Here is a 26,592-nt window from a genome sequence, read left to right as displayed (position 1 = left end):
ATCGTCCTGAAAGAGGTGTGAACTGGCAGGCGAAAGTGCGTCAGAGGCTGGGGCGCGCACCGGCGACGGTTGTCCGGTGCAGCCTGCGACGGAATCCGTCGTAGTCATTCATCGCGTTGTGCTGGACACAGCGGTTGTCCCACATGGTCAGCGTTCCGGGCTGCCAGCGCACGCGGCAGGTGAACTCCGCACGGGTCGAATGGGCATTGAGGAAATCAAGGATGGGGCGGCTCTCCGCCTCCGTCATGTCCTCGAACCGGATCGAATAGACCGGATTGATGAACAATGCCTTCCGGCCCGTCTCCGGGATCGTGCGCACTGCCGGATGGCAGAGTTCCGCGTGCGCCTCTTCCGTGTTGATGATGGTCATGGCCCGCCTGGCCGTGCCGAACAGCTTGTTGTCGACACCATAGGGACGCCGCGCGGAGTGGACGACCCGCATCCCCTCCAGCATTCGCTGCATGCCCCTGGAGAGGGTTTCGAACGCCATGTACATGTTGGCGAACATGGTATCCCCACCGAAGGGCGGCACTTCCTTGGCATGCAGGATCGTGGCGCGCGGCGGTGCCTCCTGAAAGCTCCAGTCGGAGTGCCAGCTACCACCGAAGTTCTTCACGCCGATCTCGCTGGCTTCCTTGATCACCTCAATGACTTCAGGATGTTCCGGCATTGTCTTCACATATGGCTCGACACCGAATTCGCCGAACAGACGCGTGAAACGCTTCTGGTCTTCAGGCTCCAGATGCTGGTTGCGGAATATGATGACGCTATGATCGGCAAAGGCCTGCTCGATCTCCGCCACCACGGCATCACTGAGGCCGGAGGTCAGATCGACACCATCGATCTCGGCCCCCATGACGCCGGTCAGCGGCGTGACACCGATATGGCTGTAGTCGTTGTCCGCAAGTGCGCTCATGTGCGTATCCTCCCGTCCCCATGCTCCGTGCGGGGGCTTTTCGTGGATTGTCCCGCCCCGGAAGGTACAAGGCAAGGCCCCTGACGGGCCAGGGTCACGCGCCCTTCTCCCAGCCCCGCTCCCCCTGTTTCCAGTAGGTCACGCTGTGACCAGCCGAACGCGCCATGCGCCAGCGGTCGCGGGCTCCGGCCACCGCGTCCTCATCCCGTCCGTCGAAAAGGTCGAGACAACGGTCGTAGCCTTCCAGGTCCGCCGCAGCCACGCCATCGACCAGCAGCAGCACGGTCGCCCCGGCGGGATTGTCCGCGCCTGAGGTCAGCCAGACAGGCTGCGACGCGCCATGACCATCCTCCGCACAGCCATGCGGCAGGAAGGCATCCTTGCGATAGATCCAGAGCAGGTCGTTGAGCGCCTTGACCCGCCCGTCGTCCCCTGCCCGCACCACAGCCTTCATGCCGCGCTCCACCACCTTCTCAAGCAGTTCCGGAAGCGCTGTTTCCAGCGGCTTCCGGGTCAGGTGATAGAAGGCGACATCGGCCATGCTTGTCCGGATCAGCTCTCGTAGTAGCGCCTGACGAGCTCGTCCAGCAGCCGCACGCCATAGCCCGTGCCGCCCTTCGGCGCGGTGGCGGAGGCCTTCTGCGACCAGGCGACACCGGCGATGTCCAGATGCGCCCAAGGCACATCATTGACATAGCGCTGCAGGAACTGTGCTGCGGTGATCGAACCCGCACCACGTCCCGTGCCGATGTTGCGCATGTCGGCGATCTGCGACTTCAGGTCGGCATCGTAGTTCTTGTGCAGCGGGAAGCGCCAGAGCTTCTCCTCCACCGCCTTGCCGGCCTCCTGCAGGCGCTCCGACAGCTCGTCATTGTTGGAGAACAGGCCGGCATGCTCCGATCCCAGCGCCACGATGATGGCACCGGTCAGAGTGGCGAGATTGACCATGAACTGCGGCTTGAAACGGTCCTGCGTGTACCAGAGCGCATCTGCCAGGACCAGCCGTCCCTCCGCGTCCGTGTTCAGAACCTCGATGGTCTGACCGGACATGGAAGTGACCACGTCACCGGGGCGCTGCGCATTGCCGTCGGGCATGTTCTCGACCAGGCCGACAACACCCACAGCGTTCACCTTGGCACCGCGCCCGGCAAGCGCCGCCATGGCACCGATCACGGCGGCGGAACCACCCATGTCCCACTTCATGTCCTCCATGCCGGCAGCGGGCTTCAGGGAGATGCCGCCGGTATCGAAGGTCACGCCCTTGCCGATGAAGGCGACCGGGGCACTGTTCTTGCGGCCACCGTTCCACTGCATCACCACCAGGCGGCTCTCCCGGACGGACCCCTGCCCGACACCCAGCAGCGCGCCCATGCCAAGATTCTTCATCTGGGCCTCGCCCAGCACCTCGACCTTCACGCCCAGCTTCGTCAGTTCCTGGCAACGGTCAGCCAGGGTCTGCGGGTAGAGGATGTTGGGCGGCTCCGACACCAGATCGCGGGTCAGGAACACACCTTCGGCGACGCGTTCCAGTGACGCGAAGGCATCCCGCGCGGCAGCGGCCGACCGGGCACCGATGGTCAGCGTCTCCAGCGTCGGCTTGTCCTCGTCCTTCAGTTTCGTGTGGTACTTGTCGAAACGATAGCTGGCGAGGCGCGCACCAACGGCGATATGCGCCTGGATCGCGCCCTTGGTCAGCTTGGTCTTCGACGCCAGTCCATCCGAATCGATGACGATCTTGCCCTGCTTCACGCCGGAATTGGCCCAGGTCGCGTAGGTCTTGCCGCCCAGGGCCTCCAGATCATTCTGGGTCATGTCGGCGGGATCGCCGACGCCAAGCAGCAGGATCCGGTCCAGCCGGGTACCGCGCGGGGCCAGGATCTCGGCCTGCTGTCCCTTGTTGCCGGAGAAGCGGGAGGCACGCAGCACCTGCTTGATCGCGCCCTCCGTGGTCTTGTCCAGTTCGGTTGCAGCGGGCGACAGCTTGCCCCCCTTGCCGATGGCAACAGCGATCGCGCCGCGCCCCGGAATGGCTCCACCCTTGATCTCGATTTCCATCTGTTTCCGCCCGCTCCCGATTGATTCCTGCCGGACACCGGACCGGTGCCCCTTTCATGTCGCATATATTGCAGCGTTTGGCGGGGTGCGCAAACGCCGCGAATTGTGAGCGCTGCCCCATCTTTAACATGACGCCATGAAGGCTATACTCCGCGGCCATGCGCGCCCTCAGTCGATACATGATCCGCACGGCCATCGGTCCGTTCCTGTTTGTCACGTCGGTGCTGACCGGCGTGATCTGGATCGTGCAGGCGCTGCGCTTCGTCGACGAGATCATCAATTACGACATGACGGCCAGCGCATTCGCCTACATCTCGCTGCTGCTGCTGCCGCAACTGTTGCCTGTCACGATGCCGATCGGCCTGTTCTGCGGCATGCTCTACGCCTACTGGCGACTGTCCACGGACAGTGAACTGGTGGTGATGCGTGCGGCGGGTCTCAGCCGGATGCGACTGGCGCGGCCCGGCATCATCCTCGGCTGTGCCTGTGCCGCCGTTGTCGCCTCCATGACCTTCTACTTCATGCCGCTGGCCAACACGACGATGCGCGATACCCGCTTCGCCTGGCATTACATCTATTCGACGCTGGTGCTGCGCGAACAGCAGTTCACACCGCTGCAGAGCAAGCTGACGGTATACGTCCGCGAACGTCATCCAGGGGGTGAACTGCGCGGGTTGCTGATCCAGGACGACCGGGACAAGAACAAGACCGTCACGATGATGGCGGAAAAGGGCACCATCATCCGCAGCGACGATGGCCCGAAGATCCTGCTGCTCAGCGGCAACCGCCAGGAACGGGACACCAACAGCGGCGACGTCAGCCTGCTGTTCTTCGACAGCTATACGCTGGAAGTGAACATGTTCGGCAGTTCCGTACCCGTCCGGCCCAAGAAGCTGGAGGAACTGAGCATCCTTACCCTGCTGGAAACCGGCGCCGGGCTGACGGGCGATGCCTACTGGCGGCAGCAGGCGGAGGCGCACAAGCGGGTCGCCCTGCCGCTGCTGGCGCTCACCTTCAGCCTGATCGCCATCGCCGCGATCCTGTCGGGCGAATTCGACCGCCGCGGACAGGGACGGCGCATCCTTGTTGCCTGCATCGCTGCGGGACTGGTCCAGGGCGCCGCACTGGCCCTGGTACAGGCCGGCGGCAGTTCACCGTTCGCTCTCGTGCTGCTCTACCTCCTGATCGCCAGCGGCATCGGGGTCAGTCTCTACATGATCAGGCCCGGTGCAGGTGGCGGCGCTGCAGCGACCGCGCCGCCGCCTCCTGATTTCTCCTCCGCCCGAACCGCGGGAGGGGATTGAGAATGCTTCAGACGCTGGGCGTCTACATCGGCCGGCAATTCCTGATCGGCGCCGGTATCGTGCTTGGCCTGCTGGTGGTGGTCATGTTCACGGTCGAGGTCATCGAACACCTGCGCAAGGCAGGTGACCGTCCGGATGTCACGATATTCGCCGTCATGCAGCTTTCCCTGATGAAGCTGCCTGCCACGATCCAGAAGCTCTGGCCCTTCGTTTTCCTGTTCGGCGCCATGCTGGCGCTTACCCGTCTGGCGAATTCCAGCGAGCTTGTCGTGGCCAGGGCGGCAGGAGTCTCGATATGGCAGATCCTGACGCCTCTGCTGCTGGTCTCAGCAATCGCCGGCGCGATCCTGGTGACCGTGGTCAATCCTGTCGGCGCGGCGCTGAGCGGGCGATATGACCAGCTGAGCAACCGGTACTTCAAGGGCGAGAGCAGCCTGATCAGCGTGTCGGTACGCACGGGGCTCTGGTTGCGTGAAGTCAACAGGACGGGGCATCAGGTGATCCATGCGAACAGTGTCTCGGGTGACGGGGAAATCCTGAACGACGTGACGATCTTCACCTATGGCCTGAACGACACGTTCGACAGCCGAACGGACGCGGAGCGCGCGAGACTGGTCGAGGGTGCCTGGCTGCTGGAGAACGCGCGCATCACCTCGCCGAACGGTCCGCGCCAGTTGCTGCCACGGACCAGCATCCCGACGACCCTCACGTTCGCCCAGATCGTGGACAGCCTTGCCGCGCCGGAAACCCTGTCGTTCTGGGAACTGCCGAGCTTCATCGGCTTGCTGGAACATTCCGGGTTCAATGCGCTGTCGCATCGCCTGTACTGGAACTCCCTGCTGGCGCTGCCGCTGCTGCTGTCGGCCATGGTGCTGCTGGCAGCTACCTTCTGCATCCGCCTCAGCCGCCGCAAGGGCGGCACCGGCTGGGTCTTCTTCTCCGGTGCCATGGCCGGCTTCAGCGTCTTCTTCATCACCGATCTGGTGGAAGCATTCGGCTCCGCGGGCAAGCTGCCCATCATTCTCGCCGCCTGGACGCCCGCTGCTGTCACGACCATGTCAGCGGTCGCGGCCATGTTCCATCTGGAAGACGGATGAGGGCACGTCGCGCCGAAATCGCGGGGCTGCTGGCCCTGTTGCTGCTGACCATCGCCCTGTTGATACCGGGCGCGGTGCATGCGCAGTCGGACGACCCGGCATTGCCGACCGAGCTTGAAGCCGACGAGATGATCTACGAACGCGATCTGGGCATCGTCACGGCGCGCGGCAATGTCGAGATCACCCAAGGTGAACGGATCCTGTTCGCCGACGTCGTCACCTACAACGAGCGCGACGACATTGTCACCGCAACCGGGAACGTCATGCTGCGGGAGCCGAGCGGCGATGTCGCCTTCGCCGAGTACGTCGAGCTGTCTGACGGCTTCAAGCAGGGCATCATTCGCGAGATCCGGGTCCAGCGCGCCGACCGCAGCCGCCTCTCGGCCCGCGTGGCCAGGCGTGAGGGCGAGGACCGTACCGTGCTGGAACGCGCCGTGTTCACCCGCTGCGAGTCCTGTGCCGAACATCCCGACCGGCCACCGATCTGGCAGATCAAGTCCGGCAAGGTAACCCGTGACGTAGCGACGGAGATCGTCGAGTACGAGGACGCCATGTTCGAGATGTTCGGCGTACCGGTCTTCTATACGCCGTACTTCTACCACCCCGACCCGACCATCGACCGCAAGAGCGGCATCCTGACCCCGATCATCGGATCATCGACGGAACTGGGCGGCCAGCTGACCCTGCCCCTCTATGTGGTGCTGGATGACACCAGTGACCTCACCTTCAGTCCACGCATCACCACCAAGGAAGGTGCGGTCTTTGGCGGTGAATACCGCAAGCGTTTCGACAACGGCACATTCGATACCACTGGCTCCATCACCTATGTGGACGAGGTCGACATCGGCAACCGCAAGACCGGTGCGGAGGAATTTCGCGGCCATATCCAGTCCGCAGGCCGGTTCGACGTCGGCCGGGGTTTCGAATCCGGTTTCGACCTGAACCGGGCCAGCGACGATACCTATCTGCAACGCTACGATATAAGTTCTGCCGACGTGCTGACCTCCGACCTCTATCTCCGGGGCATTCGTGGCCGTCATGCCGCGTCGGTCGAGTTCTTCGCCTTCCAGAGCCTGCGGCAGAACGACAAGGACGGGGACACCCCCTTCGTGCTGCCACTGGCGAGTTATTCCACGAGTACGGAGCCATCCGTCGGCGGGCGGCTGGACGGCACACTCAGCGCCGTCGCCCTGCAACGTACCAGCGGACGTGATACGCGCAGGCTGTCGCTGGAGGGTGACTGGGCCGCCGATCACATTGGCCAGTTCGGTGATCTGATGACATTCGGCCTGCACCTTCGCGGTGACGGCTACATGATCTCGGAGGCCCAGAGTACCGACATCACGGCGGTGAACGACGACGAGGTCACCGGTCGGATCTGGCCCATGGCCAGCCTGATGTGGCGGTTGCCGATGGTGAAACAGGAAGGCCGCCTGATGCAGACCGTCGAGCCGGTGGTGCAGGTCATCGCCTCCCCGGGCGGCGGCAATCCCGATGCCATTCCGAACGAGGACTCGCAGAGCTTCGAGTTCTCCGAAGCCAATCTTTTCGAACGCAATCGCTTTGTCGGCTTCGACCGGATCGAAAGCGGCAGCAGGGTGAACTATGGCCTGCGGCTCGGCCTGCACGGAGAGGGCGGCGGGCGGACGGACCTGATCATCGGGCAGTCGATCCGCCTCAACCAGACAAGCTCCGCCAATGTCGGCACGGGTCTGGAGGACCGCTTCTCCGACTTCGTCGGACGCCTGAGCATCGCACCGTCGGATCTGGTCAATTATTCGCTGCGGTTCCGCTTTGATGCGGACGGACCGACCGTGGAACGCCATGAGCATCAGATCGAGGCAGGCGACGAACGCTATCGCCTGAAGCTCGGTTATGTTTCACAGGCCGCAATCGGCGGCGGCGTCGCCATCGGCAATGTGGAGGAACTGAACATGGAGGCATCGGCCGCCGTGGCTGACTCCTGGAAGATGTTCGGCGCCTACCGCCACGACCTGACCCGCTCCGGCGGTTCCCTGCGTGCCGAGATCGGTCTGCAGTACCTCGACGAATGCTTCGACTTCCAGATCGGTGCCGTGCGTGACTTCACCAGTGACAGGGATATCGAGGCGTCAACGTCCGTGTTCGTCCGGGTCCAGTTGCTCGGCCTGAACTGACGCCGCGCCGGAAGCGGCCTCATCACGGGCCCTCGGAAATCCGCTGGAACCTGCACTCAGCCGATGGCGCCCAGTTCGCCGGCCTGATGCGCGGCGACGACTGCCGCCAGTTCCTCTGCATTGCGCATGGCAAACGGTCCCTTCTGGATGAATGGCTCACGCAGCGGCATGCCGCTGAGCAGTACCGCCTGTCCCCCGGCCACGCTCGACAGGCCAATGACACGGGCATTGCGGACGGCAAGAGCCTGTTGGCCGCTGATCAGGTGCGTTTCGCCGTCGAGATCAACCATCACCTCCCCGCGGATGGCGTGAATCCAGGCGGCATTGTCGGGGGCGACGGTGTGCGCGAAACGCCCTCCCTGCTGCAGAGTGATGTCCAGGATGGCAAGCGGCAGCGCTGGCGGTGCAGCACCGGTCACGCCGTTGCTCTCACCGGTGATCACCCGCACCCGGTAACCCGGGTCCTCCAGCACCGGTATCTGTCCGGCAGGCACATGCAGTGAGGCCGGGGCCTGCTTCCTGTCGGCATCGGGCAGATTGACGAAGATCTGCAGGCCGTGGGTCGCTGACCCCGGTGTCGGGGCTTCGTCATGTACGGCACCCCGCGCTGCCTTGAGCCAGTAGAGGTCGCCGGGGCCAAGCCCGATATCGTTGCCCAGCGAGTCCCTGTTGCGGAAGGTTCCGGTACTGTCTTCGAACAGGACGCTGACCGCCGAGAGACCGGCATGGGCATGGGGGCCGAAAGTCGGCTCGGTCATCGTGAAGTGATCGACCATGATCAGCGGGTCCATCAGCCCGTCGAGCTGGCGGTGAGTGAAGCTGAGAGCCTCGAATCCAGTGCCACGGGACATGGCCTCCCCCTGCTGGATCGCGGTAATCGCCCTGTTGCACCGGGGTGAGTGGGCCTTGTGCTGAATGGTCATGCTTGCCTCCTATTGGATGGAAACGAACCTAATGTCGGGACAGTTAGAGAGAAATCCGTTGAAATCAGGACATTTCGTTCCAAAAATAGAACGCCTGTGACACCAGATGGACCGCCGCGCATGAACCTCAATCACGCCTTTTATTTCGTGAAAGTCATCGAGAAGCAGGGATTCTCCGCCGCCTCCCGGGCACTCGGCATTCCCAAGTCACGACTCAGCCGCCATGTCAGGCAACTGGAGGAAACACTGGATACGCGGCTGCTGCACCGGAATTCGCGACAGCTTTCCCTGACCGAAGCGGGAAAGGCCTATCTTCAGCACGCCAGCGCTGCACTGGACTGCATGGCCACCGCAGAGGCGGCAGTCCGGCGCAGGCACGACATCCTCGAGGGTCCGGTCACCCTGTCCTGTTCGGTCGGCGTGGCGCAATTCGCCGTCAGCAGCATCCTGCCCCGCTACCTCGCCGAGAACCCGAGGGTCGTGGTGCGTCAGCAGGTAACCAACGCGTTCACCGACCTGATCGGGGACGGGGTCGATCTTGCCATTCGGGGCCATGTCGGGCTGCTGCCGGATTCCCGACTGATCCAGCGTCGGCTGGCGGTGGTGCCATGGCATCTCTTTGCCTCACCAGACTATCTGGAAAGCCATGGAACCCCCGAGACGCCACGGGACCTGGAGGACCGCGCGGCCCTGGTCCTGGGCTGGCGTCCTGACAATGATTCCTGGTCACTGCAGGACACCGGAGGCAAAGCCGCATCCGTTCCCTGCCAGGTGCGCCTGCGCAGCGACGACATGGCGACCCTGAAGCAGGCGGCGGCCGGAGGGCTCGGCATCGTGGCCCTGCCACACTATGTCTGCCGCGCGGAGGTTGCCGCAGGGCAGCTCTGTCGGCTGCTGCCGGACTGGACCGCCGGCCTTCCGGAACTGAGCCTGCTCATGCCCTCCCGACAGGGCGTGCCGCCCCAGGTGGAGGCAATGGCTGCGTTCCTGCGCAAGGAGCTGCCGAATGTCGTGGAGGACAGGCCGCTTGCCTAGTCTTCCCGGATCCGACTCCCCCAGGGAAGCATCGGAAACATGACGTTCATTCATCGGCGTTGCGGAGCCGGTTGGAATGCGTCCGGCAATCCGGTAGAGCATGTCTTACACACGGAACGCTTTGTGGAGCAGACATGCGCGCTTTCCTGATCGCCCTCACCGGGCTGCTGATCCTGACCGGCCATCCTGACGCGGGACGGGCCCAGCAGGTGTTCGGCATTGCCGCAGTGGTGAATGACGAAGTGATCTCCGCCTTTGATCTGGAGGAACGCATTGATCTGGTGGTGGTCAGCGCCAATCTGCCCCGAACACAGGACACCCGGCGCCGCATCCGATCACAGGTGCTGCGCAACCTGACTGACGAAAGCCTGCAGATGCAGGCCGCGCGCAAGATCGGCGTCGAGGTCACGAACGAGCAGATCGACGAAGAGATTGCCCGCCTCGCCGAGCGCAACAATCTGAGCGTGACCGGCCTCACCAGTCGGCTGCAGGGTGCGGGCGTCGACCTTTCCACCCTGCGCCGCCAGTACCTGGCGAGTATCGCCTGGGAGCAGTATGTCAGTGCACGACTGCTGCGCACGGTCGATGTCTCGGATGAGGAAATCGACGAGGCGATCCGCCAGCAGGAAGCCAGTCGTGGACAGGCCGTCTTCAATATCCGGGAGATCATCCTGGGTGTCGACCGGCCACAGGATGAGCCGGAGGCCCGCGCGGCGGCCGAACGGCTGGTCAGGCAGATCCGTTCCGGGGCCGACTTCGCCGCTCTGGCCCGCCAGTTTTCCGTCGGTGCGGATGCGGAAGATGGCGGCACGGTCGGATGGGTACGCCCGGCCCAGCTGAGTGAGGAAATCGCCGCCGCCCTGGCCAACCTGTCCGTCGGCCAGGTATCCGATCCGATAAGGACACCGCTCGGGTTCGTGATCGTCTCGGTCGATGGACGTCGCATCCTGGGTGAGGAAGCCGTGGATTCGATCGAGGTCGAACTGGCGCAATTGCTGATCCCGCTGGGCCGCGCGGCCAGTGAGACCGCAGTAACGGCCGCGCAGGCCGACGCGGAGGCCGCCCGCAGCCGCATTCGCAGTTGCGCAGGTATCGATCAGGTCGCCGAGACGATCGAGAATGCCCAGTCCGCCCAGTTGGGCACACTGAAGATCGGGGACCTGCCGGACGAATTCGGCAAGGCCATCGCAAAGCTCAGTGTCGGGGACAGCAGCGAACCCCTGCGGACAGCGGCCGGGTTTCATGTACTGGTGATCTGCAATCGTTCCCAGCCCGTTGATGCCGCGCCGGACCGCAATCAGGTCCGTAACAACCTGATCCTGGCCAAGCTGAACCAGCGGGCACGCAGTGCGCTGCGTGACCTGCGGCGTGACGCCATCATCGATCTGCGCTGACATGGCTTCGCGCCCCCTGCTGCTGTCCATGGGTGAACCCGCAGGGGTCTGCGGCGAGATCACCGTGGCGGCATGGCGGGCCCGCAGGCTGGAGAACCTGCCGGCCTTTGCCCTGGTCGGCGATCCCGGGTTCCTGCGCGCGGTCAGTGACGTGCCGATTGTCGAGATCGGCAGTCCGGCGGAGGCCGCAGCTCGGTTCGATTCCGCCCTGCCCGTCCTTCCGCTCTCCGGCACGGTCAATGCCAGTGCGGGCAGTCCCGACCGCAGGGATGCGCCACTGGTGGTCGAGAGTATCGAGCGTGCCGTCGCCGCCTGCATGTCAGGCGAGGCATCCGGCATCGTCACCAACCCGATCAACAAGGCCCTGCTCTATGAAGCCGGGTTCCGGCATCCGGGGCATACCGAGTTCATCGCCGAGCTGTCGGGCGCGGACCTGCCCGTGATGATGATTGCCGGGCCGAGTCTGCGCGTCGTGCCGGCGACCATTCATCTGCCGCTGTCTGCGGTGCCCGCCGCACTCTCCACGGACGGGCTGGTCGCAGTCGGTCGCATCGTTCTGAATGCCCTGGAACAGGACTTCGGCTGCCGGCCGCCCCGGGTCGCCTTCGCAGGACTGAACCCGCACGCAGGCGAAGGCGGGGCGCTTGGGCAGGAAGATGACTCCATCATCCGCCCTGCCGTCGACCAGTTGCGCCAGGAAGGCCATGACGTCGTCGGCCCCCTGCCCGCAGACACCATGTTCCATGCCAGCGCCCGCGCCCGCTATGACGCGGCGATCTGCATGTATCACGATCAGGCACTGGTGCCGGTCAAGACATTGGATTTCGACCTCGGCGTGAACGTCACCCTGGGGCTGCCCATCGTGCGCACATCCCCCGACCACGGCACGGCCTTCGACATCGCAGGCAAGGGCATTGCCCGCGCCGACAGCCTGATCCAGGCCATCCGGCTGGCTGGCGAGATCGCGGATCGGCGTGCCGCGCCATGACCGGCCTGCATGACCTGCCGCCCCTGCGTGACGTGATCCGCACGCACGGACTGGAAGCACGCAAGGGCCTCGGGCAGCATTTCCTGCTCGACCTCAACCTGACGGGCCGTATCGCGCGGGAAGCCGGCGACCTGACCGACTGTGACGTTCTGGAGGTTGGCCCCGGTCCCGGCGGCCTGACCCGGGGTCTGCTGGCGGCCGGTGCCCGCCGGGTTGTCGCCGTGGAGAAGGACCGGCGCTGCCTGGCGGCGCTGGAGGAGATCCGCGCCGTCAGCGACGGTCGGCTGGAGATCATCGAAGGCGACGCCCTCGACTTCGATGCCACCGCCCAACTGGCACCCGGCGCCCGCGTGGTCGCGAACCTGCCCTACAATGTCGGCACGCCGCTGCTGTTCGGCTGGCTGGAGCACCTTGAACATTTCGCCGGCCTGACCCTGATGTTCCAGCGGGAAGTGGCGGAGCGCATCGTGGCCCGCCCCGGGGACAAGGCCTACGGCAGGCTCGCTGTCATGTGCGGCTGGGCCGCCGACTGCCACATCGTCATGGACCTGCCCGCCCGCGCCTTCACGCCGCCGCCGAAGGTCGCGTCCGCAGTGGTCAACCTTCTGCCCCTTCCGAAGCCGCGCGCCGACGCCGACATGGCCACCCTGTCACGGGTGGTCGCCGCCGCCTTCAACCAGCGCCGCAAGATGCTGCGCCAGAGCCTGAAGGCGCTGGGCGGAGACACGGGTGCCCTGCTGGACAGTGCGGACATCGATCCGACCAGACGGGCAGAGACTCTTTCGATCGAGGAATTTGCCGCGCTGGCCCGGAACCTTCAGGTCGCGGGCGGATAGCCACCGCTCAGTCCCTCGACGAAATCGGCGAGGTCAGGCAGACGGTCGCTGCGCACCCGCTCCGCATGCAGGATCGCACGTACGTCACCCAGGCAGCGGCTGACATCATCATTCACCACCACATAGTCATACTCGGCGTAGTGGCTCATCTCGGTTGCGGCCTTGGCCATGCGCTGACGGACCACATCATCCGGATCACGGCCACGCGTGGTCAGTCGCCGTTCCAGTTCTTCCGCACTCGGCGGCAGGATGAAGACGGAGACAATGTCGGACTTCCGCCGCTGGCGCATCTGCTGTGCACCCTGCCAGTCCACGTCGAACAGCACGTCCTTGCCCGCAGCCAGTGCCGCATCGACAGGTGCAACCGGGGTGCCGTAGCTGTTGCCGAAGACCGTTGCATGTTCCAGCAGGCCACCCGCGCTGACGGTTGCATCAAAGCTGGCCTGATCGACAAAGAAATAGTCGCGCCCCTCTTCTTCCCCCATGCGTTGCGGGCGGGTGGTCATGGAGACGGACATCGACAGTTCCGGCTCCTGCTCCAGCAATTGCCGCGCAATGGTCGTCTTGCCTGCACCGGAGGGCGAGGAAATCACGAACATCAGTCCCTTGCGTGACATGCCTGCGGGCATCCGTCTCTCCTCACTCACTCGACGTTCTGGACCTGCTCCCGCAGGCGATCGATCGTGGCCTTCATGGCCATGCCCACCCGTGTCAGGGTCACGTCGCCCGACTTGGAGCAAAGGGTATTGGCCTCACGATTGAATTCCTGGGACAGGAAGTCCAGCCGTCGACCGACAGGCTCCCCTGAGACCAGCAGGTCACGCGCCTGCGCGATATGGGCCGAGAGCCTGTCCAGTTCCTCCCGGATATCACTACGGGTCGCCTGCAAAGCCAGTTCCTGCGCCAGCCGTTCCTCGGTTGCGGGGGGATCCATATCCAGCAGTTCCTGCAGGACAGCGCGCAACCGGACAGCTCGCTGTTCGGGGCGGGCCGCCTCTGCGGTTGCGGCCTCCGCGACCTGCGCCTCGATCTCGTCAACCAGTCCGGCGATGATGGCCTGCAACCTGGCGCCTTCATCCTGCCGCGCCTTCACGAGGTCGGCCAGCACCCCGTCATGATCCGCCAGGATTGCCTTGTCGCGCTGCGCCAGTTCGTCCTCGTCAGGCTGCTGTTCCGCCACCTCGACAACCCCGCGGACGGCGAGCAACCCTGCGATATCCACCGGCGCGTCACCGGAAAGCCTGACGGCTTCCTGATGCAATGACTGCAGCCAGTCGCGATTGATCGTCAGACTGCCTTCCGTGGGCCTGTCATGATCAACATGCAGGGAAATGCTGACATTGCCGCGGGACAGCAGCGCCTGCGCCCTGCGCTTCAGGTCGGAGTCGGGCGTGTCGAAGCCAGAGGGCAGCCTGTAGCGCACATCCAGCCCCTTGCCGTTGACCGAGCGCGCTTCCCACACCCACTTCCAGGAATCGGCAACGCCTTCACGGCGGGCGAAGCCGGTCATGCTGGTGATGGCCATGTCGGTTTCCTTCGAATCGCAGGTCGGTATTCAGGCAGTCTTTCCTGCGCCATGCAGCTCCGCAAGCGGCAGGGTGCCCTGGTCGACGATCCGCTCGGCCGGGAACCACAGGCTGACGGACGTTCCCCTGCCCTTCTCGCTGACGACCTCAAGTGATCCGCCGTGCAGCTCCACCAGGGAGTTGACGATGGGAAGGCCCAGGCCGGTCCCCTTTTCCTCCGCCACCATCTGGTTCGCGATCTGACCAAATGGCCTCAGCACGGTTTCCAGATCCTTCTTGGCAATACCTATGCCGTCGTCATGCACGGTGATCCCGATGTGACCCGGCTTCCGATTGCCCTCAATGGTCACGCTGCCGCCCGCCTGATTGAACTTCAGACCGTTGGAAACCAGATTCACCAGCATCTGTTTCACCAGGCGTGGATCGACATTCATCACCGGCAGGGCTTCCATTTCCCGGACATCGATGGCGATCTCTGACTTGTTCGAGATCGGCTGCATCAGTTCCACCACTTCCGCCACGATGCTTGCCAGGGCGATCGGGACTTCCTGCAGCACGACCGCACCGGCCTCGACCTTGGCGAGGTCCAGCAGGTCATTGATCAGGTCAAGCAGATGGCGACCGCTGGAAAGGATGTCATCCGCATACCCCAGGTAGCGATCACTGCCGAGCGGCCCGAAGATCTGCGTCTTGAATATCTCGGAGAAGCCGATGATCGCATTCAGCGGTGTCCGAAGCTCATGGCTCATCTTGGCGAGGAACTGCGATTTCGCCTGATTGGCCCGTTCGGCCTCCTCCTTGGCGGCGATCAGTTCCCGCTGTACCCGCAACCGGCTGGTGATGTCACGGACGGTGCCCTGATAGTAAAGCGTCTCACCATGCGCATCCCGCACCACGAACGCGTTCTCCGAAATCCAGATGCGTTCCCGATTGCGATGGCGATAGACCTCGGAGACAAAATCCGTCACCCGCCCGTCGCGCTCCATCAGTTCGATGAACTCGTCACGACGCCCCGGTTCCACGTACCATTCGGCAGAAATATCGCGGACAGCCGCCAGCATCTCGGGCTCGTTGTCATAGCCGTTCAGGGCAACCAGTGCCGGATTGGCGCGCAGCTGCCTGCCATCCGGGGTGGAGCGATAGATGCCTTCGGTCGCATGCTCGAAGATGTTGCGATATTCATCCTCCGCCCGCATCCGCTCATCAATATCGATGATCGCGACCTGCAGCGCAGGCTCTCCCTCCCAGTCGGTGACGGAAACGAACTGCTCGCCCCAGAAGACCGAACCGTCGGCACGCATGAACCTGATCTCGAACCGGTTCGGGTGCTCGCCGCCCCTGACGCGCGAATCGGCAATCGCCATGATCCGCTCCCTGTCGTCCGGGGCAATCAGGGTACTGATATCCTCCAGGGCGAGTGTTGCCTCCATGGAGGGCAAACGGAACAGCTCCACGAACGCGGGATTGGCGAACAGGATGCGATGATCGCGGTGAATGATGATGCCCTGGATCGATCCTTCGACGAGCTGTCGCAACTGGTGCTCGCTCTGCTTCAGACGGCGTTCAGCCAGCACCCGCTTCTCGATCACCTCTTCCAGTTCGGCCTTGGCCAGTGCCAGGGAGGCTGTGCGTGCCCGCACCCGCTCCTCCAGATGATCGCGGGAATGGCGCAATTCCTCCTCGCGCGCCCGCTGTCCCGTAATGTCCGTCAAGATAATCAGCATCGCCCCTTCCGGCGTGCTCTGCTCCCGAATCTGGAACCAGCGTTCACCAATCTTCTGCTGAAAGGAGCTCGCCGAGGTATCCACTGTCGGATCAATGCGCGTCCGCATCGCCTCCCGGACATTGTTCACCGGGGTCGTGTTCACGGGGGAACGGTAGACTGCGATCAGCCTGTCCAGTGACAGTCCGTGCTCCAGGCGGATCCCACTGTCCTTCAGAATTTGCTCCAGCGAGGCATTCCACATCGACAGCTCGTTCTTCTCATCGAACATGGCGTAGCCCTGCTCGGTATTCTCGATCGCCAGCTTCAGGTACCGCTCGGCCGCCCGCGCCCGCTCGTCGGCCCGTATCATTGCCGTCTCGTCGAGGCCCGTGCCGCGATAGCCGACAAATCCGCCATCCCTGTCGAACATCGGAACGCCGCTGATCCGCACATGCCGCTTTTCCCCGGCATGATCGAGGAAACTATAACGGAAATCCCGGAACGCCTGATGCCGCCACATGGTTTCCCGATGCGCGTGCCACTTGGGATCCTCGTCCGGATCGATGCCCAGCGCATCCCATCGGGTCTTGCCGAGAAAGCTGGCGACATAGCTCCCGATACCGATGCCCGCGCTGGCATCCGGTGTCACGAAGCGGAGATCCGCATCCTGCTGCCAGACCCAGTCTGCCGTCGCGGCAGCGAAATCCCTGAGTGCCTTCTCCTGCTGTTCGGCCTGCAGCGCGGCGTTCTTCTCGGCTGTCACATCGGAAACAATGGACAGAATGCCGTCGCCAAACGCCTGGTTCATGAACCGCACCCAGCGACCGTCCTGGGCCAGGCGATCAAAGGGGGTGTCGAATGTCAGATGCTGGCCAAGGGCATATTCGATCCACGCGTCCCGGCCCAGCCGCACTTCCAGTGGCACCACGCCACCATCCCAGGCCATGCCAAGCAGTTCCGCGTATGTGCAGCCGACATGGATACGTGTCGACAACTCGTCCCACATGTTCCTGTAGGTCTGGTTGAATGCCGTCAGCCTGTCCTCGGCATCGAACAGGGCAGCGCCCTCGCCCACCATGTCCAGCGCCCTGAGCAGCGATTCCTCTCCGGCCCGAACCGCAGGTTCGGACACGGCATCAGCAATACCGCCGTCAGTCGTTCTGTCGCCTGAGCTCTCGCCAGCGCCGGACATTGCGGTTGTGCTCCTTGAGGGTGCGGGAAAACGCGTGGCCACCTGTACCGTCTGCGACAAAGTATAGGTCATTGGTATCAGCAGGGTTAAGTACAGCTTCGATCGATGCCCGACCGGGGTTGGCAATCGGTCCCGGCGGCAGACCACCGTTCCTGTATGTGTTGTAAGGCGATTCGAGGTTCAGGTCGGCGCGGGAGATCGGCCGATCCAGCGTCGTCTTGCCCCCGGTGACCGCGTAGATCACCGTCGGGTCCGACTGCAGCCGCATGCCCTTGCGCAGCCTGTTGATGAAGACGGCAGCCACGCGCGCGCGCTCCGACGCAACGCCTGTCTCCTTTTCCACGATCGAGGCAAGGATCACGGCCTCCTCCGGTGTTTCGAGCGGCAGGTCCTTCTGCCGCTGTGGCCAGAGCTCCTGCAGCGCATCACGCATCGCGATCCGGGATCGCCGAATGATCTGCTGTCGCGGATCACCGAGCTGGAAATGATAGGTCTCCGGCAGCATCGAGCCTTCCGGCGCCACATGGGCCTTGCCGGTCATGCCCTCGATTCCGTTGAGAAGTTCCGCGACCTCGACGGAGGTCAGCCCCTCCGGCAGTGTCAGCCGTCGGACCACCGTGCGTCCGGCAACGATCTGCTCGATGACGGCATTCATGCTCTGACCGGCTTCAAAGCCGAACTCGCCCGCTTTCAGCCGTGTCCCCTGGTCACGCACCCTGAGGACGGCGAGAAACAGCAACCGGTCCTCAATGACACCGTTCAGCACCAGCGTATCGGCGATTGCGCGGGGGCCCGTGCCGCGTTCAATCACGACGGTCCGCGATTGCGTCAGCGGACCGGGCGCGTCAGCACCCTGCCACCAGTTCCATGCAAAGAGTGCAGCGGTTCCGGCCCCCAGAACGACGACGAGCAGCAGCAGCCGCAACGCCGACCGCATGGCGGATCAATCCAGCCGACGGAAGATCAGACTTGCATTGGTGCCGCCGAAACCGAACGAATTCGACAGGGCGACATCGATCCTGCGCTCCGTCGGCTGCAACGGCGAAAGGTCCATGCCGACAGATGACTCGTCCGGGTTTTCCAGGTTCAGCGTCGGCGGTGCCACACCATCGCGCATCGCCATCAGGCAGAAGATTGCCTCCACACTGCCCGCAGCCCCCAGCAGGTGACCGATGGACGACTTGGTCGAGGACATGGTCACACCGGACGCGTCCTCCCCCAGCAACCGCCGGATCGCCTTCAGTTCGATCTCGTCACCACGCGGCGTCGAGGTGCCATGGGCGTTGATGTAGTCGATCTCGTCACTGTTGATACCGGCCCGCTTCAGCGCCGCAGCCATGCAGCGATAGGCCCCGGAGCCATCTTCCGACGGCGCGGTGATGTGATAGGCATCGCCGGACATGCCGTAGCCGATGACCTCGCCATAGATCTTCGCGCCGCGGGCCCGTGCGTGCTCCAGTTCCTCCAGCACCACGATTCCAGCGCCTTCGCCCATGACGAAGCCGTCCCGTCCCTGGTCCCAGGGGCGGCTGGCGGCTTCCGGGTTGTCCTTGAAGTTGCTGGAAAGCGCCTTGGCCGCCGCGAATCCGGCAATACCGAGACGGCTGAGGGCCGCTTCGGCGCCACCGGCGACCATGACATCCGCATCGTCCAGGGCAATGATGCGTGCGGCATCGCCGATGGCATGGGCACCCGTCGAACAGGCCGTGACCACAGCGTGGTTGGGGCCCTTGAACTGGTTCTCGATCGAGATGTGGCCGGAAAGCAGGTTGATCAGGCGTCCGGGGATGAAGAACGGCGACAGGCGTCGCGGTCCCTTCTCCGCCAGGATCCTGGCTCCCTCCTCGATACCCTGCAGACCGCCGATCCCGGAGCCGACGAGAACGCCGGAGCGAAACTGCTGCTCCTCCGTTTCGGCGACATACCCGGAATCCGCCAGTGCCTGCTTGGCGGCAGCGAGACCATAGACGATGAAGCCATCAACGCGGCGCTGATCCTTCGGCTCCACCCATTCGTCAGGGTTGAAACCGTCCGGAAACTCCTCCGACTTGGGCTTGATCTCGCACGCGTAGTTCGTGGCGAGATCCGCTGTCTCGAACTTTCGGATGGTGGCGGCGCTCGATTCGCTCTTCAGCAATCGGGCCCACGTCTCCTCGGCTCCGGTCGCCAGGGGCGTCACTGCCCCCAGTCCGGTCACGACTACACGACGCATCATATGCTTTCCTGGCCGAACTGAGCGATCAGGCGTTGGCTGAGATGTAGTCGATGGCGTCCTTCACCGTCTGGATCTTCTCAGCGGCGTCATCGGGGATCTCGATACCGAATTCTTCCTCGAAGGCCATGACCAGCTCAACCGTGTCCAGGCTGTCCGCGCCCAGATCGTCGATGAAATGCGCGTTGTCCTTCACCTTGTCTTCCTCAACGCCGAGATGCTCCACGACGATCTTCTTCACGCGGTCTGCTGTATCGCTCATGTCCAGTTTCCTTTGTCCCTGAAATCTCACTCAGTGATGTTGACCACATGCCGGGACACCTGCCCCGGAACACGGCCTCGATGATCTTCAATTGGCGTCCCGGTCGACAGGACCAGGGCGAAACGGGCGGCTCTTAACACACTTTATATGGCTGGGAAAGCGAACGGAACCACCCGAAATCCGCCACTTTCAGCGTTCAGATCATGGCCATCCCGCCATTGATGTGCAGGGTCTGACCGGTCACATACGCCGCCTCGTCAGAGGCCAGATAAACCACCCCGGCGGCAATGTCATCCCCGACGCCCATACGACCGGCAGGAATGGACTGCAACAACGCTGCTTTCTGGTCATCGCCAAGCGCATCCGTCATGGCCGTCTCGATGAACCCGGGCGCGAGGCAATTGACCGTGATTCCGCGGCTCGCCACCTCCTGCGCCAGAGACTTGGTCCAGCCAACCGTGCCTGCCTTCGCCGCGGCATAATTCGTCTGACCGCCATTGCCGGTCGTCCCGACAATGGAGGTGATGGAGATGATCCGGCCATGGCGCCGCTTCATCATCCCGCGCATCAGGGCCTTTGCGAGCTGGAATCCGGCGCTGAGATTGACGTTGATCACCGCGTCCCAGTCCTCTTCCTTCAGGCGCATGGCGAGGTTGTCGCGGGTGATTCCCGCATTGTTGACCAGGATATCGACACTGCCCATCGCCGCCTCGGCCGCCTTGGCAAGCTCAGCCGGCTGCCCGGCCTCCCCCAGATTCGCCACCAGCACATGCGCCCGGTCCCCCAGCGCGGCCTGTACTTCCTCCAGCACCGCCTGACGCGTGCCATGCAGCCCGACGGTCGCGCCCGCCGCATGCAGACATTCCGCGATGGCCCTGCCGATTCCCCCGGACGCGCCGGTCACCAGTGCTGTCTTGCCAGTCAGATCGAACATCGTCTCTCTCCCTCTGGTCCGGTTCCGGCAGCCTCCGGGGAGACCTGAACCTTATCAACCGCTCAAAGCGTGCCCAGGAACGCCTCGATATCATCCGGCGTGTTGACCGCCCTGGCCGACACGGAACGGTCAATGCGCCGGGTCATTGTCGCCAGCACCTTGCCGGAACCGATCTCCGCCAGTTCCCCGATACCATTGTCACGCATGTAGAGCACTGATTCGCGCCAGCGCACCATGGATGTCACCTGCTGCACCAGCAGGGCACGGATACGCTCGGGATCATCAACCGCCGATGCCGTGACATTCGCGATCAGCGGTACCTTCGGCGCTGAAATCGTCACGTTGCCCAGCGCCTCGGCCATCTCGTCGGCGGCGGGCTGCATCAGCGGACAGTGGAACGGGGCGGAGACCTGCAGCCGCATGGCCTTCTTCGCGCCCTTCTCCCTCGCGATCTCCACCGCACGGTCAATCGCGGCGGATGAACCGGAGACCACCACCTGGCCCTCGGCATTGTCGTTTGCGGCACGGCAGACTTCACCCTGCGCCGCGGCCTCGGCCACCGCCGCCGCATCCTCCAGGCTGAGGCCCAGCAGCGCGGCCATCGCACCCTGCCCCACCGGGACCGCGCGCTGCATGGCCTGACCGCGCAGTTTCAGCAGACGCGCCGTATCGGAAAGGCCGATCGATCCGGCAGCGGCAAGAGCGGAATATTCGCCGAGGGAATGACCGGCCACAAAGCGGGCGCTCCTGGCCAGGTCAAAACCGCCTTCGCGTTCCATCACCCGCATGACGGCCATGGAAACCGCCATCAGCGCAGGCTGTGCGTTCTCCGTCAGCACCAGATCACCCTCCGGCCCCTCCTTCATCAGGCGAAAGAGTGGTTGCGAAATGGCGTCATCCACTTCCTCGAAGACCTCCCGCGCGGCAGCGGATGCCTCCGCCAGGGCCACGCCCATGCCGACCGCCTGGGACCCCTGTCCCGGAAAAACCAGAGCCCGTGCCATCTGTTCCTCCCTGCCACACCGTCAGATGCGACTGATACCCTTGAATGGCGCCGTTCTATCGCGCGCGCTTGGTCTGTCAAGCTGACTGCCATCCGCGCCATGGGTCAACGCCCAAGATCGCTTGACAGCGGCCGGCAGCGGCCCTAGGACAAGCGCGCTCCGCGGCACCAACGGTCCCTGACCTTTCCGGTGCCGCAATGGTGGGGGCGATTAGCTCAGTTGGTAGAGCACAGTGTTCACATCGCTGGGGTCACTGGTTCGAATCCAGTATCGCCCACCATCCTTTCTCCCGCGAACCTGCGTCCCCACCGTGTCCCGGCGGAGACCCGCGCTTTCCGCGGCCTTGCGGGCATGGAGGCGGTGAATGGCATGCCGGGAGACGCCGTTCAGGAGACGATTTCCGGCTGAATGCGGCCCGAGTCTCTTATGGCCGAATTCGACCTCCCCACCATCATTTTGGGTTGGCTTTCGGGGTCAGGCGTTGAAGCCGAGCACCAGGCGTTGCTCGGACCAGTCCAGCGGAAGCGATGACATGCGGCCGAGACCGTAGACCGTGAGCGCCGGCGGTTGCCGTCCATCCAGAATGGCCTCAACGATGTCCGGCGCCAGGTACGCGAGGTTCAGTATCCGCCCGATGTCGCTTCGGTCGAGTTGTTCCCGGTCAGACAGTTCGCGGAGCGATGCGACGCTCCCCTCGGCCAGCATCCGGTTCCAGCGATACGCGTTAGCGACCAGTTGAGCGAGCTTCGGGTCGGGTCCGTTGGTTGCCTGATCGCCGCAGCCCAGGACGATGCGGCTGCCATTGGCGCGGCGCGACAGTTGAACCGACAGCTCGACGACCACGGTTTCGGTCCAATCACCATCGCCCGGGAGTCCGGTCCCCGGGCCACCAGGGTGAGACCCTCCATCGATGGCGGACGGTCGAAGGCGGAGAACGATGCCGCTCTCCCGGAGCTGAACACGTTCAAGCAGGCCATCAAGCATGCACCGGCGCTCAATACCGTCCGCGCTGGCCAGGATATCCGCTGCACGGTTGGCCGTATCAATTGTCCGTGTCACTGCGTTGCTGGCGTCCTGGTCGTGCGCCAGCAAGTCCATCACCTGCAGCGGGTCACGCAGCAGGGCCACCAGTTGATCGATGATCAGCTGGTCCAGTGCCGGCGCGGGAAGCCGCCAGCCGCTGCTGCTGTCCGCCTTGCATGTCACGAGATGCTTTGACGTGTAGTAGAAGTATCGCTGTCCCTGCTTGCTGGCCTGGGTGGCATAGAGCGGCTCGCCCGCCTCGTCGAACAGTCGGCCTGTCAGCAGGTGCGAGGATGACGGGATGTTGAACGGCGCCTGCCGGTCAATCGCATGGCCGTCGAGCATCTCCTGGACCGCCACCCATATTGCGTCGTCGATGATCGGCTCGTGCTGGCCTTCGAATGTCTGGCCGTGATGCTTCACGCGCCCGATGTAGATCGGGTTCCTCAGGAGCCAGTAGATATGCCCGCGGCTGAAGCCGGCGCCACCCGTCTTGCGCCCCGAGCGGCTGGTGCGGGTGGCTGTGACGATGCCTTTCCCGTCACATGCGTCCTTCACGTCCCTGACCGACCCGAGGTTCAGGTAGAGCTCGAAGATGCACCGGACCGTCGCCGCGGCTTCCGGATCGATCACCAGCTTGCGGTCCTCGACCCGGTAGCCGATTGGCACCACGCCACCCATCCACATGCCCTTCTTCTTTGATGCAGCGATCTTGTCGCGGATGCGCTCCGCTGTGACCTCGCGCTCGAACTGGGCGAAGGAGAGCAGCACGTTCAAGGTCAGCCGTCCCATGGACGTGGTGGTGTTGAACTGCTGGGTCACCGAGACGAAGGAGACGCCCTGCCCCTCGAACAGCTCGACGATCTTCGCGAAGTCCGCGAGCGACCGGGTCAGTCGGTCGACCTTGTAGACAACGACCGTGTCGATGCGGCCCGACCGGATGTCATCCAGCAGCGATGCCAGGGCAGGACGATCCATCGAGCCGCCGGAGAAGCCGCCGTCGTCGTATCGGGTGGGTAGTTCCGTCCAGCCCTCGTGCTGCTGGCTACGGATATAGGCGGCACAGGCTTCGCGCTGCGCATCAAGCGAGTTGAAGGCCTGCTCCAGCCCCTCCTCGGTGGACTTCCGGGTATAGATGGCGCAGCGGACAGAACGGCGGCCTCCAACGGTCCGCGATGAGTCGCCAAGGGCACTGCGGTGGTTGATTGATCCGTTGCTCCCTCGCCGTCCGCGCTCAGTCATCGTGGTCGCCCTCGTCCATCGTGGCGGAAGGACCTCCCTTCTGGTCTGATCGTTGCGCCCCTCTGTTCCTGGTCGCTTTCCTTTCCGGCGCGGGGGCATTCAGACCGAAGAAGCGGGGACCGGACCAACGTGCGCCGGTGATCTCGCGGGCGATGGCCGTGAGCGAGGTGTATGACCGCCCCTCGTAGGTGAACCCGCCATCGATGACTTCCACCACGTGGCTGCGGCCCTGCCACTGTCGGACCAGGCGACTGCCTGGGCGCAGCTTGCGGCGTGGCGTCGTCCGGTCGATTTTGCCGGGCTGTTGTCGGTCATCCTCTGCACAATCTCTGCTACTCCGGCGCGCGCCCGCGAGCGCGTCAAGGCGACGTCGGGTGGCCGCGGCGAGCCCGCCATGCGCTTCGGCCTGTATCAGCCATGCCGCGCTGCATTCCAGCAGCCGGCGGCTGATCCCCTTCGGCGGCGGGCGCCGCCAGCGCCGCTGCCAGGATACGGCAAGCTCATCACGGGACATGGCCCGGACGCGGGTGTCGACGGCATTGCGGGCGGCGACGTCGCCGTCGCCGCCCGTGCGCATAGTGTTCTGACTTAGCATCGTCAGGGCGCCGTCAGGCGGCCATGCCATCAGCGCTGGCGGGCGGCGCGGCGCGGTAAACGCTGACACCGTTGCCTTCCTTCGTGCGGCTCACCTCGATCCCGCGCTTGCGGAAGCCCGTCAGCACCGCCCGGACGCTGTGCGGCTGCCAGCCGGTGAACTGCACCATCTCGTCGATGTCGGCCCCCTCACCCCGCCGCAGCAGGTCGAGCAGCTGCGCCTGCCGCGTGCCCGGGCGGAACAGCGGCGTCGAACCGGTATCGACCTCGTCCGGTTCCGGCTTTGCGGCCTGCGATGCCTCGTTCCTGTCTTTGCTCTCGTCGACCTCAGCCCTGCCCTGCCCGGCAACTGCCGCGCGGCCGGTCTTGGTGATGACCCATGCGTCGTCCACCGAGCGCTCAGCCAGGCCACGGCGTTCCAGGGCGCGGAGCATGGCCGCCAGCCCTCCCCCCTTCAGCTGCATGCCGTCCGGCAGCGGCAGAAGCTGGCCGTCGCTAAGGCGCGCGGCGTGGTCGAGAACTGCGATCTGTCTTGTGTTGAGTTTCTGCATGGTCTGTCTCCGTGGTGCTTGTTCCACGCCGGCCCGATGCCGGCGCTGTCACCACGTGAAGCCCGGACCGCGATACGGAGGCCGGGCGGGGACCGGCAGGACGCGCATGTTCGCGTCGCCGGTCCCGACAGCATGCATGCTTCCCCCGCCACCGAAGTCCAATGCAATGTGCAAGTCGTCGGCTGACTCTTGCTCGTTCCCCCTGCCGTGATGGCAGTGCTGTCCCGTCCCTCTGATCATTCGGGCTGATGGCCCCGCTTACCAGCGGTGATGACCCAACAGGCTGTTTATCGGGTTCGGGATCGTCTCCACTATTGCGTTCAGGGGTATATCGTCAGGTCGTTTCCGCTCCCAGTTGAGGAACTGCGAGACGCTGTCGACCTGGTCGTCGTGGCGGCCGTTCGGGAAGGCCAGGAGCTCGTGAAGGAACGTATCCAGCCAGGGCGCTTCGTCGGGCAGCAGCACTTCGCCGGCTTCGATGCGGGCAGATGCCGCTGCCATGCGGTCGGCCTTGTCGCCCCGGGGCTCAATTCCGATGGGGCGGGGCAAATCGTCCGGCCTCTCGCGCTGGAGATCCTGGACCAGGTTGAGCCCCAGGCCGGCCTTCTCGATCAGGATGGTCTGCGCGGCGTGCTGTCGCCTGAGAGCGATCACCTTGCGCCACAGGTCGGGGTACTCGAGCCGGCCCCGCCAGGCGTCGAGGAGATAGCAGTTGCGGCCATCAACCAGCCAGGTCGTGCAGACAGAGTAGTCGCGCCGCTCGCCGGTCGTGCCCGCGATATCCCAACTCTGGACGATGCGGCAGCGTCCGCCCGACTCGGGCCTTTGCTGATACCGACGGAACCATTGGCGGCGCACGAGGTTGCCCTCCAGGGGAACCGGGCGCTGCTGATACTGGGCCGAGAAGGCGAGACTGCCGAGTTCAACACGCAGTCGCTCCAGGGTTTCCCCGGGCTCCCGCTCGGGGTGGAGGAGGTCGCCCTCGCCTCTGTACTTGATATCATCCGGCGCTGGCCCGATCGGGATCTGCTGATCCTCGATGGCGATGGCCGGCAGGTCCAGATGGCGCCAGCCACCACCTTCGAGCACGTAGCCCGCGAGGTCATCCTCGTGAAGCCTCTGCATCACTAGGATGATCGATCCCTTGCGCTTGTCGTTGAGGCGTGTGGAGAGGGTTTCGGCGTACCAGCTGTTGACCTTCCGGCGGGCAGCCTCCGACTGCGCATCGTTTGCCTTCATCGGATCGTCGATGATGATGATGTCAGCGCCGCGGCCGGTGAGTGTGCCGCCGACCGACGTGGCGAGGCGCCCACCGCCCTTCGTCGTCACATACTCCGTTGCGGTCGCCCGCGAGAACTTCATGGCCGGGAACAGGCGCCGGTACCAGTCGCTGTCGACAATCAGGCGGAACTGCCGCGCGAGTTCCTCCGCCAGTTCGTTGCTGTAACTGACACAGATGAACCGCAGCGCCGGGTTGTGGCCAAGCGCCCAGGCCACGAAGGCGACCGAGGTGCAGATCGACTTCAGCGACCGCGGCGGCTGGGTGATGACTAGCCGGTTGCCGTCCAGTTGGAAGCATCGCCCGAGTTCGTACGTGATGGCCTCGATGTGCCAGTTGGCCATGAACGGCGTCCCGGGCGAGA

Annotated in this window: 23 protein-coding genes and 1 tRNA gene; 8 read left to right on the top strand and 16 right to left on the bottom strand. The window is 64.3% G+C overall.

Annotated elements, in window-relative coordinates:
* Window positions 1-40 precede the first annotated feature (40 nt).
* The 3 genes from QGV54_RS07340 to QGV54_RS07330 form a co-directional block, all read right to left on the bottom strand.
* Window positions 41-916, bottom strand: coding sequence for a TauD/TfdA family dioxygenase (locus QGV54_RS07340; RefSeq protein ID WP_281017508.1), 876 nt, complete (start codon window positions 914-916; stop codon window positions 41-43).
* A 94-nt stretch (window positions 917-1,010) separates the two neighbouring features.
* Entirely contained in the window at window positions 1,011-1,457 is a 447-nt protein-coding gene (locus QGV54_RS07335; RefSeq protein WP_281017509.1) for a DNA polymerase III subunit chi, read from the bottom strand.
* 11 nt (window positions 1,458-1,468) lie between these two features.
* A complete protein-coding gene (locus tag QGV54_RS07330) occupies window positions 1,469-2,971 on the bottom strand; it encodes a leucyl aminopeptidase (RefSeq protein ID WP_281017510.1) in 1,503 nt (500 codons plus the stop codon).
* 179 nt (window positions 2,972-3,150) lie between these two features.
* Here QGV54_RS07330 and QGV54_RS07325 point away from each other — a divergent pair, with 179 nt between their 5' ends.
* The 3 genes from QGV54_RS07325 to lptD are packed head-to-tail and all read left to right on the top strand — an operon-like array spanning window position 3,151 to window position 7,528.
* A complete protein-coding gene (locus tag QGV54_RS07325; protein WP_281017511.1) occupies window positions 3,151-4,275 on the top strand; it encodes an LptF/LptG family permease in 1,125 nt (374 codons plus the stop codon).
* Between the two features lie 2 nt (window positions 4,276-4,277).
* On the top strand, window positions 4,278-5,372 hold the full coding sequence (gene lptG / locus QGV54_RS07320) for an LPS export ABC transporter permease LptG (protein WP_281017512.1): 1,095 nt from the start codon (window positions 4,278-4,280) through the stop codon (window positions 5,370-5,372).
* A complete protein-coding gene (gene lptD / locus QGV54_RS07315; protein ID WP_281017513.1) occupies window positions 5,369-7,528 on the top strand; it encodes an LPS assembly protein LptD in 2,160 nt (719 codons plus the stop codon). Before lptG ends, lptD begins: the two co-directional genes overlap by 4 nt.
* Before the next feature lie 56 nt (window positions 7,529-7,584).
* On the opposite strand, the gene QGV54_RS07310 is transcribed toward lptD, so the two are convergent.
* A complete protein-coding gene (locus QGV54_RS07310) occupies window positions 7,585-8,451 on the bottom strand; it encodes a pirin family protein (protein ID WP_281017514.1) in 867 nt (288 codons plus the stop codon).
* Window positions 8,452-8,571: 120 nt separating this feature from the next.
* Here QGV54_RS07310 and QGV54_RS07305 point away from each other — a divergent pair, with 120 nt between their 5' ends.
* From QGV54_RS07305 to rsmA, 4 genes are all read left to right on the top strand, one after another.
* Window positions 8,572-9,486: a LysR substrate-binding domain-containing protein gene (locus QGV54_RS07305; protein ID WP_281017515.1), complete on the top strand. Its 915-nt coding sequence runs from the start codon at window positions 8,572-8,574 to the stop codon at window positions 9,484-9,486.
* A gap of 134 nt (window positions 9,487-9,620) precedes the next feature.
* On the top strand, window positions 9,621-10,880 hold the full coding sequence (locus QGV54_RS07300) for a peptidylprolyl isomerase (protein WP_281017516.1): 1,260 nt from the start codon (window positions 9,621-9,623) through the stop codon (window positions 10,878-10,880).
* 1 nt (window position 10,881) lies between these two features.
* Window positions 10,882-11,868, top strand: coding sequence for a 4-hydroxythreonine-4-phosphate dehydrogenase PdxA (gene pdxA / locus QGV54_RS07295; RefSeq protein ID WP_281017517.1), 987 nt, complete (start codon window positions 10,882-10,884; stop codon window positions 11,866-11,868).
* On the top strand, window positions 11,865-12,704 hold the full coding sequence (gene rsmA / locus QGV54_RS07290; RefSeq protein WP_281017518.1) for a 16S rRNA (adenine(1518)-N(6)/adenine(1519)-N(6))-dimethyltransferase RsmA: 840 nt from the start codon (window positions 11,865-11,867) through the stop codon (window positions 12,702-12,704). The genes pdxA and rsmA overlap by 4 nt, the downstream gene beginning before the upstream one ends.
* Here the strand turns inward: rsmA and gmk are convergent.
* From gmk to fabD, 8 genes are all read right to left on the bottom strand, one after another.
* Window positions 12,686-13,333 carry a guanylate kinase gene (gene gmk, locus QGV54_RS07285; protein WP_281017519.1) on the bottom strand — a complete coding sequence of 216 codons (648 nt, stop codon included), beginning with the start codon at window positions 13,331-13,333 and terminating at the stop codon, window positions 12,686-12,688. The two genes, rsmA and gmk, sit on opposite strands and share 19 nt — an antisense overlap.
* 14 nt (window positions 13,334-13,347) lie before the next feature.
* Complete coding sequence (locus QGV54_RS07280) at window positions 13,348-14,229, bottom strand: YicC/YloC family endoribonuclease (protein WP_281017520.1); 882 nt, start codon at window positions 14,227-14,229, stop codon at window positions 13,348-13,350.
* A gap of 30 nt (window positions 14,230-14,259) precedes the next feature.
* Window positions 14,260-17,127, bottom strand: coding sequence for a PAS domain S-box protein (locus QGV54_RS07275; protein WP_281017521.1), 2,868 nt, complete (start codon window positions 17,125-17,127; stop codon window positions 14,260-14,262).
* A complete protein-coding gene (gene mltG, locus QGV54_RS07270; RefSeq protein WP_281017522.1) occupies window positions 17,087-18,064 on the bottom strand; it encodes an endolytic transglycosylase MltG in 978 nt (325 codons plus the stop codon). Before mltG ends, QGV54_RS07275 begins: the two co-directional genes overlap by 41 nt.
* Window positions 18,065-18,070: 6 nt before the next feature.
* The gene (gene fabF, locus QGV54_RS07265) at window positions 18,071-19,339 is read right to left on the bottom strand and encodes a beta-ketoacyl-ACP synthase II (protein ID WP_281017523.1); all 1,269 of its coding nucleotides are present in this window, start codon (window positions 19,337-19,339) and stop codon (window positions 18,071-18,073) included.
* A gap of 28 nt (window positions 19,340-19,367) precedes the next feature.
* The gene (locus QGV54_RS07260; protein WP_281017524.1) at window positions 19,368-19,601 is read right to left on the bottom strand and encodes an acyl carrier protein; all 234 of its coding nucleotides are present in this window, start codon (window positions 19,599-19,601) and stop codon (window positions 19,368-19,370) included.
* A 196-nt stretch (window positions 19,602-19,797) separates the two neighbouring features.
* Window positions 19,798-20,535 carry a 3-oxoacyl-[acyl-carrier-protein] reductase gene (gene fabG, locus QGV54_RS07255; RefSeq protein ID WP_281017525.1) on the bottom strand — a complete coding sequence of 246 codons (738 nt, stop codon included), beginning with the start codon at window positions 20,533-20,535 and terminating at the stop codon, window positions 19,798-19,800.
* 62 nt (window positions 20,536-20,597) lie between these two features.
* Window positions 20,598-21,539: an ACP S-malonyltransferase gene (gene fabD / locus QGV54_RS07250; protein WP_281017527.1), complete on the bottom strand. Its 942-nt coding sequence runs from the start codon at window positions 21,537-21,539 to the stop codon at window positions 20,598-20,600.
* 204 nt (window positions 21,540-21,743) lie between these two features.
* Between fabD and QGV54_RS07245 the strand changes: the two genes are divergently transcribed.
* A tRNA-Val gene (locus QGV54_RS07245) sits at window positions 21,744-21,819 on the top strand.
* A gap of 194 nt (window positions 21,820-22,013) precedes the next feature.
* Here QGV54_RS07245 and QGV54_RS07240 read toward each other — a convergent pair.
* The 4 genes from QGV54_RS07240 to terL all read right to left on the bottom strand — a co-directional run bounded on the left by QGV54_RS07240 (window position 22,014) and on the right by terL (window position 26,572).
* Complete coding sequence (locus QGV54_RS07240; protein ID WP_281020127.1) at window positions 22,014-23,804, bottom strand: recombinase family protein; 1,791 nt, start codon at window positions 23,802-23,804, stop codon at window positions 22,014-22,016.
* A complete protein-coding gene (locus QGV54_RS07235) occupies window positions 23,797-24,399 on the bottom strand; it encodes a DUF2924 domain-containing protein (protein WP_281020100.1) in 603 nt (200 codons plus the stop codon). Before QGV54_RS07235 ends, QGV54_RS07240 begins: the two co-directional genes overlap by 8 nt.
* 13 nt (window positions 24,400-24,412) lie before the next feature.
* Complete coding sequence (locus QGV54_RS07230) at window positions 24,413-24,949, bottom strand: DUF3489 domain-containing protein (protein ID WP_281020099.1); 537 nt, start codon at window positions 24,947-24,949, stop codon at window positions 24,413-24,415.
* A 258-nt stretch (window positions 24,950-25,207) separates the two neighbouring features.
* A complete protein-coding gene (gene terL, locus QGV54_RS07225) occupies window positions 25,208-26,572 on the bottom strand; it encodes a phage terminase large subunit (RefSeq protein WP_281020126.1) in 1,365 nt (454 codons plus the stop codon).
* Window positions 26,573-26,592 lie beyond the last annotated feature (20 nt).

The sequence above is a fragment of the Minwuia sp. IMCC3060 genome (assembly GCF_029909435.1).
In the GTDB taxonomy this organism is placed as follows: Bacteria; Pseudomonadota; Alphaproteobacteria; order Minwuiales; family Minwuiaceae; genus Minwuia.
This window is presented reverse-complemented; position numbering and strand designations above follow the sequence as displayed.